We start from the raw sequence: 13,241 nt of genomic DNA, 5'->3' as shown, positions 1-13,241 counted from the left end.
TATGGTAGATTATTTCATTCTAGGACTGAATTTACCCTCTCTCGAATTATGGCACGCACTCCAACCCGTCTCTTGATTGCCGCTAGTGGTACTGGTGGTCATTTATTTCCCGCTTTGGCCCTGGCCGAGCGCTTGCCGGATTACGAGATTGAATGGTTAGGAGTTCCAGACCGTCTGGAACAGTCCTTAGTTCCAAAAACCTATCCCCTGCACAGCATCCCCATTGAGGGGTTTCAAACCCGTTTCGGGTTAAAAACTCTTAAGATTCTGTTCGGTCAACTGCGGGCCATTTGGCAAGTGCGTAGTTTAATCAAAAAACGTCAGATAGCGGCAGTTTTTACCACCGGGGGTTATATCGCAGGCCCGACCATTTTAGCGGCTCGTTTAGCCAATATTCCCGTCATCCTACACGAATCTAACTACATACCTGGCAAAGTCACGAAAGTTCTCGGTCGCTGGTGCGATACGGTTGCCCTCGGTTTTCAGGGAACCGCCAGCTATTTACCCGGCACTCGCACCACTTGGGTTAGTACACCAGTACGAGAGCAGTTTCTCATTCCCCAGTCCCTAGATTTACCGATTCCAGAGGATGCTTTTTTAATTGTCGTTGCCGGTGGTTCTCAAGGGGCCGTGGCTCTTAATCAAATTGTCCGACAAAGCGCTCCCCAATGGTTAGAAAAAGGTATTTATATCGTGCATCTCACGGGAGAAAACGACCCCGAAGCAGATAGTTTGCGCCATTCTAACTATTTTTCCCGGCCTTTTTACGACAATATGGCGGGATTATGGCAAAGAGCTAATCTGGCTATCAGTCGCTCTGGAGCCGGCACTTTAACAGAATTAGCGATCACTTGTACGCCTTCGATTTTAATTCCCTATCCTTTTGCTGCCGAAGACCATCAGTTCTATAATGCCCAAGTTTTCGCTGAAGCTCAAGCCGCTTATCTTTATCGTCAAAATGAGTTAACTGCTCAGTTTTTAAGCGAATTAGTCCTCGATTTATGGTCTAATCCCGAAAAATTGGCCGCCATGGCTCAACAAGCTTCCCATCTAGCTATTAGTGATAGCGCCGATTTATTAGCCGATTTGTTGAGAAGAAAGAGTCAAAAAGATAGTTTTTGAAACAAATCGGCCAGGGGAAAAGTGAACCCCGGAACCACATCTTCCCCCTCCAAAAAATCTCCTGATTTTAATAATCGCTCCGGTTCGTACCCAGAACGATAAACTAAGACATAGTGTTGACCCGGACTGATAACCCAGAGCAAACGAGTACCGTTGGCAAAATATTCGACAATTTTGTCCTCAATTTCTGCTACTGTATTGCCGGGAGAGAGAATTTCTACCACTAAATCTGGCGCACCTTCTAGAAAACCCATCGGCAATTCTTCCAATCCTTGCAGACGTTCCTTAGCAAAAAAAGCTATATCAGGAGAGCGTTTATTGCCATTTTTCATAGTAAAAGCAGTGCTGGAGTCCAATAATACCCCTAGTTTTCGAGATGTTACTAAGGCGAATAAAGCAGCACTTAAAATAATGGCAATATAACCATGTAAAGCCCCAGAATTGCCCATATTAATTAACTCTCCCTTGACCAATTCGTAACGATTACCATCGTCAGATAACGCCATAAATTCTGCATCAGTCCATACTTTTGTCTCTGGAGTTTTCATCACAGTATTTTCTCGAATAGACATAACTTATCTTCGGTAAATATTCACAAGTAAAACCCTTAAAGAATTTCCTGTAACATCCGATTGGCCTGGGAAGCGTAACCACCACCAAATAAATTAAAGTGGTTGAGAATATGGTAGAGATTGTAAAGAGTTTTGCGCTTTTGATAACCGGCATCGAGGGGGAAAACATCGTTATAACCCCGATAAAAAGCCGCCGGAAAACCGCCAAAAAGTTCCGTCATGGCTAAATCCACCTCCCGGTCTCCCCAATAGGTGGCAGGGTCTAAAATTACCGGTTCCCCATCGACGGTAATTGCCGCATTTCCCGACCACAAATCACCGTGGACGAGGGAGGGATGGGGTTGATGATGACTCAAAATCTCGCTAATAGCGGGAATAACTTGATCCTCGTCGGGAAAATTGCCGCCGCGCTCCTTCGCAAGTCTTAATTGATAGCCAATACGCTGATGAGCGAAAAAATCCGCCCAACTGTTACTAACGGTATTAATCTGGGGAGTAGAACCAATGGTATTATTACAATGCCAACCAAAGCGATCGGACAGGGAAACTTGATGTAAACGAGCTAAATTTCGCCCCATTTTTTCCCAGCTTTGACTATTGCCACCGCCGAATTCTAACCACTCTAGCACTAAATAACTCGACTTATCAGCAATTCCCCAACAAATTGGCTCTGGAACCCTAATAGTCTTGGTAGCGTGAATTTGCTTTAATCCTAAAGCTTCGGCAGCAAACATGGCCTCTTGGTTCGCTTGGTTAATCTTGACGAAATAAATTAAACCATTGCCACTAATGGCATAACCCTGATTGATGCAGCCACCACTAACGGGATGACTTTTCTCAATTCCAAAAGGTTTTTCCGTGGTTTGGGTAATATGTCGAGCAATTTGAGTCCACATGGTTTATCAGAATTCAGGAGTCAGGAGTCGGGTGTTGGGGTGTTAGGGTGTTGGGGTGTTAGGGTGTTAGGGTTTTGGTTGAAATTTCCCCATTTCCCCATTTCCCCATTTCCCCATTCCCTGTTCACTGAATTGGTCTCACCACAACCACACCGTAAGCGTTAGGATTTAAATACTCTTGACAGGCATTTTGAATATCCTCTAAAGTGAGGGCTTCAATGTCTTGGGGATAACAAAAAGCTGGTTGTAAATCACCGATCTGAGTATGATAATAACCGTAAAGGTTGGCTCGATCGCTCGGTCTTTCACTGCTAAAAATAAACCGATTGGCCACTTGGGTTTTAACTCGTTCCAATTCAGAAACTGTCACAGCTTCCTTTTGAATTTTTCCAATCTGTGATATAATCTCGCTCTCCACCTGTTCGATATTTTCCGAGGCTAATTGGGCCGACACAGAAAACACTCCTTGCACTGTCTGGGACATATTACTGGCAGTGATTTGGGAAACTAAGCCCTTTTCTTGCCGCAGAGATTGAAATAATCGCGATACCTTGCCCTGACCCAGAATAGCCGCTAAAACATCGAGAGGATAGGTTTTTTCTAAGTCTCTCAACCCTGGCACTTTCCAAAATAGGATTAAGCGGGCCTGCTGCAAATTTTCATCCTCGTATTCTTGACGGATAATCTCGTTAAAAGGAGCTTCGGGCTGTAGATTAGTGATAGGATGGGAAATCGGTCTAGAATTGCCTTTACTGCCTAAACTATCCAAAGAATCGCTTACAATAGCCATTAAATCATCTACAGGCAAATTACCCACCACCGCCACCGTCATCCATTCGGGACGATACCAAGTCCGATGAAAATCGCGCATTTGTTGAGGAGTAAGATTTTCAATCACTTCCGTCGGACCCAAGACCGGACGACGATAGGGTAAAACTTGAAAACAAGTCTCCATGGTGCGATAAAAAGTGCGACGACGGGGATTATCCTGAGAACGACGAATTTCTTCTAAAATAACCTGTCTTTCCCGCTCAAAAGCTTCATCGGGAATTAAAGCTTCTAAAACCACTTCTAGCTGGAGCGGGGCCAGATGGGCGAAGTCCTGCGGGGCAGTGGTAATGTAATAATGGGTGTATTCTTGGCTAGTAGCGGCATTAGTCACCGCTCCCCTCGATTCGAATCGCCCGTTCAAATTCACCACTGTCTAAGTTACGGGTTCCCTTAAAAACCATGTGTTCGAGAAAATGAGCCATCCCATTGATCTGATCCGATTCTAAGGCCGAGCCGACCTGCAGCCAAACATTGAGATTAACCGCTTCTACCGGTTGACTTTCGGCAATAATCGTTAAACCATTGGCAAGACGGTGCAGAATCGGAGTGTTAAGTGTGGCAGGTTTCCCTAGGATAGCCGTCATTCTTTATTAGTCCTCGGTAATCACTCTGGCAAAAATTGTCACTTTTTTCTATTGTAGTCCCAGACTTTCACAGCGCAAACAAGATCAGGTGTTGGCCAGCAATTCCAAATTCAGAATGTAGCAAATAATACGGAATATAAAACGCTTTTGCCATGTACATCCCAATCCAACATCAAGAAGAATTAACGAGAGCCCTAGGGATGGCATCAACGAGCATAAAGTCTAGAAGGTGATGCCAGCTTTCAAACAACAGATACTTGGTCAGACAAATAACATCTTGAAAAAAGCCCCGGCGAGTCCCTCGCTGAATCCGAGCCCGTTGATAGCGTTCATCGACCAGATGGAGAACGGTAGGTCATAAGAAAGCCAGAAGGTTGAGGGTCAGCAGAAAAGAGGACAAATGTTGCTGACCATGCCCAAAATTATGTTCTAAATGATAGCCCCGAGTTTTGAGAACATTGTGATTCTCATTTTCGGTTCGCCAACGGCTCCGTCCAGCAGCGCACACCAGAAAGACCCGTTGGGGAGTCAGGTTGTGGTTGGTAATCCAGCTATTGCGATAGAGAAGTTGACCATCCGACTCGCGCTTAATTGTCACCTCACACCAATTGACCTCTAGGGCGGGTTGTTGTTCTCGCTCCGGGGACTTGATTGAGATAACGATAGTCCCAAATTTCCAAGTAGCGCCCATTCCAACGTCGCTGTTGAGTGGTTTTGACTTCTCGATTCGCCTCCAGGAAGGAGACCCACTCATAAAGAGTCGGATGGGATGAGGGTAAACAGACAAAAATAAAGTTGAAATGGTGTTCTAAACAATATTCAGCCATCGGTTGGCGACTATAGAACCCATTTGGTATTTTTTATAATGTAGATGCCCTTACTGAAAAGGTGAAGCGAAAACCTTGTCCATTATAGGTTTCAGGGGAGAGAGTCTCTGGCGGCGCTTAACGGCAATACTTTAGTCTGAACCCCGTTTTGTGAATGCGTCACCGTCTAGTCGTCCCAAAAAATCAAAGGAGGAGTCAGCTAAATGTACTCAAGTAGTATGACGGATGAAGAGTGGTCGCTCGTAGAACCGCTATTGCCAAAGAAGAAATTGACTTGTCCCCCAAAATGGACAAAACGACAGATTTTAGATGGGATTTTCTATCAACTCAAAAATGGCTGTAATTGGCGGGACCTCCCGAAAGATTTCCCGACCTACTCCACCGTGTTCTGGCATGATAAACAGTGGAGAAGCTGAGAGGGGGACAAGCGAGCTAGAAGGTAGATAGGGCAAGCGATATAGCTCTTTGTCCTTTGATGTAATCCTTCAACCGATAGCGGCTAATTTGCATTAGCTCTTCTATATTTTTTGGGAACATTTGATGTAGCTGGAGCCAATGATAGAGATGTTGACCCACATAAAAACTGCTGTGTCTGCGTTGACCTTTATATCTTTTTTCAGGTCTTGTGACATATTTTTGGATTCCCATATCCTTAATTTTTTTACCTTGCATTGTGGCACTTGTATAGGCGATAGCTATAACAATTATCAGCTTTGATAGGTATTGCGGTGCTAATTGAGAACCTTCTAAGCTATAGCCTCCTGACTTAAAATCTCGAAACATCTCCTCAATATCAAATCTTTTTTGATAGGCAATTATTGCCGTGTCTAAATCTCCAAAGTTAGTCAGAATATACCAGGGTAATCGCACGTCGTTTTGTATAAAATGTAACAGACAGAGGTGACTGAATGTCGTGCCTAGCAGGACGAGCTGATATAAGTTAATCTGAGAGGAAGTAAAAAGTTACATAGTGTAGCAGTTGAGCATGGCAGAAGGTTTGGCCCCCCTAATTTTACACCCGAAGCAAGAGCGAGAGGCAAAGGTTTTAAGAAACAGTGTCTTGAAACATTTTCAGCATCTAGAAGACCCCAGAGCGGACAGGGGGCGCAATCATAGCCTAGTCTCGATAATTACCATCGCTATCTTGGCGGTGTTGACTGGTGCCGATGGTTTTGCCGCCATAGAAGCCTACGGACAAGCGAAGCAGTCTTGGTTGGAAACATTTTTAGACCTCCCGAATGGCATACCGTCCCACGATACCTTTGGGCGAGTGCTGGCCATGCTAGAACCCAAGCAATTACAGTCGGGATTCCTGGCGGGTGATAAGAGAAATCACAGAGAAGTTGAACATAGAACTAATCCCTATAGATGGGAAAACGGGCAGAAATTCTTATGACCGGGAGGAAAATCTGAAAGCTTTGCACACAGTAAGTGCCTGGAGTAGCGAACATGGCTTGGTTCTAGCCCAAGAAAAAGTCAAGAGCAAATCCAACGAAATTACCGCCGTGCCGCGGATGCTGCAATTGCTCAACCTCAAGGGAGCAATAGTTACCTTGGATGCGATGGGAACCCAGACAGAAATAGCCAAGCAAATCAAGGAAGGGGGAGGAGATTATGTTTTTGCCCTCAAGGGCAACCAAGGCAAGCTGTTCCCACAAGTAGAAGGGTGGTTTGAGCAAGCAGTAGCCGGGGATTGGCAGGGGATTGAATACAGCTTCCAGGAGACGGTGGAATCTGGACATCATCGCCTTGAGACCCGTCAAATTTGGGCGGTGCCAGTGTCCCGATTACCCCCTTTACATCGCCAAAACCTCTGGCCGGGCTTGACCACTGTGGTCATGATGCGCAGCGTCCGCCGCTTGGGTCATAAAACCACCAGGGAAGTACGCTTCTTCATCAGTAGCTTGGCAGAGGATGCCCAAAAACACGCCCGTGTCATTCGCTCCCATTGGAGTATCGAAAATAGCCAGCACTGGGTACTCGATGTCACTTTTAATGAAGATGCCAGTCGGATTCGCCTGGGCTATGGAGCGGAAAACCTGGGGCTGTTGCGTCGCCTCAGTGTGAATTTGCTCAAGCGAGAGCCTTCCAAGAAGAGCCTGAAGATGAAACGCTATACGGCAAGCATGAACAATGATTTCATGGTAAAAATCTTAGCGGCCAGTGCCGTTGACTGAGAGAGGAGGTAGATGTTAATCTTATAATTGGCTAATACTTTTGGGAATTTCAGGAACTGAGTAGATGAGGTAGCCAGAATAACTGGCAAAACCAGAAATTCTATATCCTTGTGCAGGTCAAAGCCTGATTTAGTCATCAAATTTTAGACCCAACCCCTCAGAATTTGAAAACTCCATCAACAGGCGATTACCCTGAAAACTGAAACAAGTCAAGGACTTTCGGAAAGATAAAGGAAAAAGACACCCTTTATGGATAGTATTAGTAGTAATAATACTGGGAACAATGCTAGGATACTTAAGTTATAGAGAGCTAGGAGAGTTTGCCGAAAATAATCGGCACAGGCTCAGTCAAGAATTTAACATAATTCCAGAAAGACTCCCATCTTATTCAACAATTAGAAGGGTAATGATGGGAGTTGAATGGCAGAGTTTGTTAAAAATGTTTAATGAATGGGCATTACAAGAATATGGACAAAGAGATGATATAAATTGGCTAGGTATAGATGGAAAAAGTCTCAAAAATACCCTAAAGAATCCTAACAATGAACAACAAAATTTTATTATGTTTGTCTCATTGTTTAGTCAAGAAAGTGGATTAGTATTACACATAAAAAGAATCGCAAACAAAAAAGGGTATGAAATCGACGAAGGTCAAGCTATAATTGAAGATTGCACTCTCCAAAATAAAGTTTTTACTGGGGATGCTTTACACTGTCAGAAAAAAACAATCAGCTTAATAGCCAAGAGTAAAAATGATTATGTTATCACCGTTAAAGGAAATCAGAAAAATCTTTATCAGCGAATACAAGACCTGAGTAATTCCTCAAAGCCAGAAAGTTGCTTTCTTGAACAAGATAATAGTCATGGACGAAAAATATCAAGAAAAATAGAAGTTTTTAAAGTGAGGAAAAATGAAAGACAAGGGTTTGAAAATCTGCGAAGACTTATTAAAGTAGAAAGAAAGGGTAGTCGCGGGGATAAAACGTATGAAGAAACAGCTTACTATATCAGTAGCCTAACCGAATCCGCCCAAGTATTTGCTAAAATTATTCGAGGACATTGGAAAATAGAAAATCAGTTACATTGGGTAAAAGATGTAATTTTTGAGGAAGATAAAAGCGAGATAAGTGATTTTCAAGCGGCCAGCAATTGGTCAATTCTCACAACTATAGGATTGAATCTTTTCAGAGGTGGCTCTTCTCGACTTTGTGTGATAATTTTTGCCTATGAAATCGTGAAATGTTTACTGGGAAAGACTTTTAGGACTATTTTGTTAAATAAACTATCAGTATAGACCTCATTTCCACACAGAAACCAGAAGAGCCCAGAGGTTTGGGTTTTCTCTCAAACGGAGGGACAGAGGTGGTTAGCTGAACGTTGGGAAAAACTGATAGTTTTATCGACATAAGAAGCAGAAAAATTAGCTAAATTAACAGGATGTACTCTCAGACAATTTGAAGAGAGATAGGCTTTTAGTGGCTTGGGAACAAGCTTTATCAATTTATTCATAATAAATATTGGCAGAGGATTAAAGATTAGTTATTGTGACTAACTCTTTTGGTTAGAAAAAGATAAAATTGAGAATCTTAGGTCAAATTTATTGACTCAAAATCAGCTGTACTTAATTTAAATGAATCAACCCTAGGGCAAGGGGGGGTGGGCTAATCTAAGAATAAGCGGTTTAAATGCGTCTTAGCTTACCAAGTTTTTATTTAATAGATTTATTGCAGATATTTAAGAATTGTGTGCGATTGCCCCGTCAAACCTTTAATCGTGCTAACTCTGAGTGACCAAAGCAAGGTACAATATAAATTGTTCTCGGGTAAGTGAGTGAGTTTTTTCAGCAAGAGGGAAAAGCGATGGAACTCAAGGGAAAGACGGAAAGTAACTTCAGAAGCCGCAAAGCAGAACGGGACACCACAGAAAGTTCTTTGCAAGAAGCTGGCTTAGAGTCTAACTCAGCTATTGATTCGCTGGTAAGGGGAGTGCGCCACCGCCAAAATCGCCTTCAAGTCCTTTTCTTGGGCATAAAACTGGGGATTCCGGGTTCGGAAAAAGCTTTGAATAACGCCCTCTTTCGCTACGGCGATGAATACATGGCTCTAGATTACTTGAATTGTGGTTCTCCCGAATTGGACAGGGGGGGGGCGACAGTGGGCTTACGCTCATGGTTATCGAGTTACCCAATCTAAGTGTGGATTTGGTACGGGAGTTGAATGTCCCGGAGGGGTTAAATGGGGTCAATTTTAGGGTTTTAGATTGCTATTAGGAGGTGAGGAGTGACAGGACTGATTAGGAAAATTCTGGTTTCAGGGGAGGTTAATCATGTTAACGCTTTTTCGACCGAATGTGGAAAAACTTGAGGCTGAGGGTAATGTCGAAGGCTTAATCCGTGCCTTGCAATATACTGATGACAACGAACCTTGGGCGCATGAGGCAGCACACAAAGTCCGTGAGTCTGCTACTGAGGCACTAGGGAAAATTGGCGATGGGCGAGCCGTAGAGCCACTCATAGCTGCCCTCAAAGATGAGGATGTGGTTGTACGTCGGTATGCTGCTGAGGCACTGGTCAGAATTGGTCAGCCTTCTGTAGAGCCGCTCATAGCTGCCCTCAAAGATGAGGATGTGGTTGTACGTCGGGCTGCTGCTGAGGCACTAGGGAAAATTGGCGGTGAACTTGCCATAGAGCCACTGGTGGCTGTCCTCAAAGATGAGGATGTGGATGTACGTCGGTCTGCTACTGAGGCACTAGGGAAAATTGGCGATGGGCGAGTCGTAGAGCCACTGATTGTTGCTCTCGGGGGCCAGAATGTGCGTCAGGCGGCTGCTGCGGCTTTTACCACCAAGGAATCTCAAAAACGGGAGTACGAGATTATCCTAGAGCGCGAACCAGATAATCAAATAGCACTCCAAGGCTTGCTTAAGGTTCAGATGGAAATGCAAGATTTTCAGGGAGCAAGCACAACTCTCGAAAAATTGATTGCCTTAAATCCAGAGGAAACAGCGTACCAAGCTATGTACCAATCAATCAAAAGGCATCTAAACTCTCCAGTTGAGGATTCCAAGGCAAACCTTAAGCATTGAGTCCCCAACAAAAAAGTAGGGTTAACCACGCGGAGGTAACAAAATCATGGAAACCCTGTCTTCAATAAAATCTTATTACAGCCGAGAATGGAACTTCTCGATCGCCTATCCGACAGACTGGGAAATTCTCTGGGAAAACGAACCGGCCGGCTCTTGGACAATTCCCATTGCTGTCGCGGGGAAAGAGGGAAGTGGCGGTCGTCCCTGTTTCTCAGTTAACGTTCGCCGAGGCAAAATTCTCCGAGGAAACCCCCATCTTAAGATCACAGGTTGGCCAGAAGATGGAAAACTGATTGAATATCCTAGCACGCCCCAAGAGTACATCGAGCAGCAAAAAGCCGAATTACCTAGCTGCTTTCCTGGCTTTCAGTTCATTTCAGGGGAAGAAATTCGCCTCGCCCACCACACCAACCGGCGGCCAAATTAGTTTACCGCTATGACGGAGCCAAGGGGCAGATTCAGGAACAATCCACCACCCTGTTTGGGGTGGAGATCACTTTCCAATTCGTCAGTGAAGTTCCCGTCCAAAAGGCTTCAAAGTTTCAACCCGTCTTCAATAGTATCCTTGAGAGTTTCCGCATCGGGGATGACTCATCGGAAACTTCTAGCAGTACAGAACTCGATAGCCAAGCAACATCGGAGTCAAAAACCCCCGTACAGCTTTACAACCGAGGCGTTACCATCTATCGCACGGGTCATTTCGAGCAGGCGATTGCAGCCTTTGACCAATGTGGGCAGTCGGGCGAGTACAAAATGCAGGCCGCCTATGCCAAATGCCTCTGTCAGGGGCAATTAGGTCTTGAGTCTAAAATACCGCCAGAATTTGAGGGCAAGGAAGATGAAGTCGGAGCCACTTACGTCGCCAGTAATTTTGCCTGTTATTTAATCTCCCAAGGTTATCAAGCCGCTTTGACTAATTCCTCCCAAGTAACTGCCAAGGTTAAAGGTTCAGTTTACATCATTAACATCGACGGCTACCTCGGTACTTTTCTCAATGATGCTTGGCGTAAGGAGGGCAAGGAGAGAATCTCCCTCCTCGACTCCAATGCCAATCCCCATCCCACAGAAACAGACCAGTGGATTATGTCCCTGATCAAGATGGCATCTTCCCTGCCCATGTGTCCTCTGCCCGAAGGAGGTCTGCCCACTGCGCTAAAAGCCGATAACAGGGAGGATAGCCCAGAAAAAACTACCGTTGCAGTCGCTACTGAAAAAAGCGGCGATCTCGCCCCCCTTCTTGATAGTTCAGCCCAGAAAATTGATGATGGTAATTCACAATCGGAAAACCCAATCAATACCGAGATTTCTGAAGTAGATTGTTTTATCAATGATCTTGAAGATCAAGACTACAAGGTTCGTCAGAAGGCAGTGGAAGAATTGGAGAAGAGAGGCTGGCAACCTAAGTTAGATGAGAAAGGAGCAGCCTACTGGATTGTTAAAGGCAAGTTCGATAAGTGTGTTGAAATTGGTTCTCCATCAGTAGCCCCCCTGATCATTGCCCTGAGAAATGAGAACGCCTTTGGGCGTGAGGGGGCAGCTAGGGCATTAGGGAAAATCGGGGATAAGGGAGCGATCGAACCCCTGATCGCCGCTCTAAAAGATGAAAAACCTGGTGTGCGCGAGGGGGCAGCTAAAGCGTTAGGGGAGATGGGAGACAGGCGAGCGATCGAACCCCTGATCGCCATACTTGGCGACGTGGATTATGTGAGTGAAGCAGCAGCAGAAGGGTTAGCAAAAATGGGCAAGGTGGCTATCAAACCGCTCATGGTTGCCCTGCGTGACCCTCACTACTGGCTACAGCCAGCCGCTTTCCAAGTTTTAGGATCGTTATTGTTACGCCAATACTACAAGTCCTTGATAGTTACTATTACCATTGCTCTTTTAGGACCTGTGGCGATTCAATACTTGTTGGATCTATACGATTTTAACCAGGGCCATCAAGCCTATCAAAGAGCAGACTGTACTACAGCCATCAAACACTTCGACCCAATGCTTAAGGGGTGGCGAGCGATCAACATGGAACAAAAGCGGGCGGTGGCACAACAGGCGCAACAGGAGTGTCTCGCCTTTCAAGTCGCTGTTGACCAGCAAAAAGCAGGTGACTTTAGTGCTGCTTTACTGACCTATAACAATTTTATTAACGATTACAGTAACAGCATTCTAGTCGAAGCCTCCCGTCAGCAGGTTGAGTCTATCTTTGAGACAGCACAACCCTCTGCACTTGCCAGCTATGAGTCCTGCAACAGCATCGGGAATCTTCTGAAGAATTCGCTGATTCCATCTCCTGATAAGAACTTACCACGATTTCATCTGGCTTGCGGTCAGGTCTATCAAACAGAAAATTTATATTTAGAAGCCATAGACCAGTTCAATCAAGCCAAAACCTTGACCAAAGAGCCAGAAATCATTGCTTCTGCTAAACAAGGATATAACAAAGCAGTAGGGTCACTCAGTCAAGATACCGGAAGTCAAGGACAGTCAATCATATCCGCAGCTCGCTCAACGGCCTGCGGGGGCAAACCGGCTAAATCGCCAGCCGTCGGTTTAGGGAAAAGCGAATCTGGTAAGGCTTTAGTTTGTGACGAATGGGCCCTTACCCTCCCCAATTCTCTCAAACCCGTCAAGCCATCCCATTTTAAGTATGTGGTTTCTTTGGCAAAAGACCGTGAAACCATTCAAAACTGTCCCTACTACGCCCTACAGGGCAATGCCACCGGTACTGTAAGCCGTCGGCGACAGTTGGTACGAGTCAAGCTCCGCAGTACGCAAACGGGTAAGATCGTCAAAGAGCGGGTATTTCGGGGTTCAAGACCAGATTATTGCCCATTTCAGAACATATTCTGGGACTGGAAAAATGGAAACCACTATCAAGACTACCTTGATGGTGCAGAACCCTCACAGACTGAAATTATAAAATGGCTATCTACTGTTGTGCGCTGATTTGACAGCTTTGGTCGGTCATTTTAGACCTAGATTTTAGGAGACTAATACCATTTTTCTTTATTCGTAGCAGGCATAACCGGGTGCATCTCCTGCTGGTGATTTTCTCTCACCTATAGGTGAGCAGCAGAAGTTGTTCAAAGAGGGCGAATGCAATTCGCCCCTACAATCATATCATTGCGCCAATGGTAGGGGCGCACCGCGTGCG

General features: G+C 45.0%; 10 protein-coding genes and 3 pseudogenes. 8 read left to right on the top strand and 5 right to left on the bottom strand.

Features of this window, described 5'->3' with window-relative positions:
• Positions 1–48 precede the first annotated feature (48 nt).
• Complete coding sequence (murG, locus tag GQR42_RS08225; RefSeq protein WP_158199587.1) at positions 49–1,122, top strand: undecaprenyldiphospho-muramoylpentapeptide beta-N-acetylglucosaminyltransferase; 1,074 nt, start codon at positions 49–51, stop codon at positions 1,120–1,122.
• On the opposite strand, the gene GQR42_RS08220 is transcribed toward murG, so the two are convergent.
• The 4 genes and pseudogenes from GQR42_RS08220 to GQR42_RS27600 form a co-directional block, all read right to left on the bottom strand.
• A complete protein-coding gene (locus GQR42_RS08220) occupies positions 1,104–1,694 on the bottom strand; it encodes a Uma2 family endonuclease (RefSeq protein WP_158199586.1) in 591 nt (196 codons plus the stop codon). The genes murG and GQR42_RS08220 overlap by 19 nt on opposite strands.
• Positions 1,695–1,729: 35 nt before the next feature.
• Positions 1,730–2,590 (bottom strand): fructosamine kinase family protein, encoded by an 861-nt coding sequence (locus GQR42_RS08215; RefSeq protein WP_158199585.1) that lies wholly within the window; start codon positions 2,588–2,590, stop codon positions 1,730–1,732.
• Between the two features lie 124 nt (positions 2,591–2,714).
• Positions 2,715–4,005 (bottom strand): annotated as a pseudogene (locus GQR42_RS08210) (M16 family metallopeptidase).
• A gap of 355 nt (positions 4,006–4,360) precedes the next feature.
• A complete protein-coding gene (locus tag GQR42_RS27600; RefSeq protein WP_199273291.1) occupies positions 4,361–4,696 on the bottom strand; it encodes a hypothetical protein in 336 nt (111 codons plus the stop codon).
• A gap of 339 nt (positions 4,697–5,035) precedes the next feature.
• Between GQR42_RS27600 and GQR42_RS08200 the strand changes: the two genes are divergently transcribed.
• A complete protein-coding gene (locus GQR42_RS08200; RefSeq protein WP_199273290.1) occupies positions 5,036–5,248 on the top strand; it encodes a transposase in 213 nt (70 codons plus the stop codon).
• 16 nt (positions 5,249–5,264) lie between these two features.
• Here GQR42_RS08200 and GQR42_RS28500 read toward each other — a convergent pair whose 3' ends face one another.
• A complete protein-coding gene (locus GQR42_RS28500; RefSeq protein WP_233271323.1) occupies positions 5,265–5,702 on the bottom strand; it encodes a hypothetical protein in 438 nt (145 codons plus the stop codon).
• A gap of 115 nt (positions 5,703–5,817) precedes the next feature.
• Here GQR42_RS28500 and GQR42_RS08190 point away from each other — a divergent pair.
• The 6 genes and pseudogenes from GQR42_RS08190 (at position 5,818) to GQR42_RS08165 (ending at position 13,033) form a co-directional block, all read left to right on the top strand.
• Positions 5,818–7,009, top strand: a pseudogene (locus GQR42_RS08190) (ISAs1 family transposase).
• Positions 7,010–7,208: 199 nt separating this feature from the next.
• A pseudogene (locus GQR42_RS08185) lies at positions 7,209–8,417 on the top strand (ISAs1 family transposase).
• Positions 8,418–8,835: 418 nt separating this feature from the next.
• Positions 8,836–9,201: a hypothetical protein gene (locus GQR42_RS08180; protein WP_233271322.1), complete on the top strand. Its 366-nt coding sequence runs from the start codon at positions 8,836–8,838 to the stop codon at positions 9,199–9,201.
• Between the two features lie 133 nt (positions 9,202–9,334).
• The gene (locus GQR42_RS08175) at positions 9,335–10,093 is read left to right on the top strand and encodes a HEAT repeat domain-containing protein (RefSeq protein ID WP_257792623.1); all 759 of its coding nucleotides are present in this window, start codon (positions 9,335–9,337) and stop codon (positions 10,091–10,093) included.
• A gap of 46 nt (positions 10,094–10,139) precedes the next feature.
• Positions 10,140–10,520: a hypothetical protein gene (locus tag GQR42_RS08170; RefSeq protein ID WP_158199582.1), complete on the top strand. Its 381-nt coding sequence runs from the start codon at positions 10,140–10,142 to the stop codon at positions 10,518–10,520.
• Positions 10,521–10,579: 59 nt separating this feature from the next.
• Complete coding sequence (locus tag GQR42_RS08165) at positions 10,580–13,033, top strand: HEAT repeat domain-containing protein (RefSeq protein ID WP_158199581.1); 2,454 nt, start codon at positions 10,580–10,582, stop codon at positions 13,031–13,033.
• The last annotated feature ends 208 nt before the right edge of the window (positions 13,034–13,241 follow it).

It is taken from the genome of Microcystis aeruginosa FD4 (assembly GCF_009792235.1).
In the GTDB taxonomy this organism is placed as follows: Bacteria; Cyanobacteriota; Cyanobacteriia; order Cyanobacteriales; family Microcystaceae; genus Microcystis; species Microcystis viridis.
The sequence above is the reverse complement of the archived record's forward strand: the minus strand, read 5'-3'. Positions and strand labels throughout refer to the sequence as shown.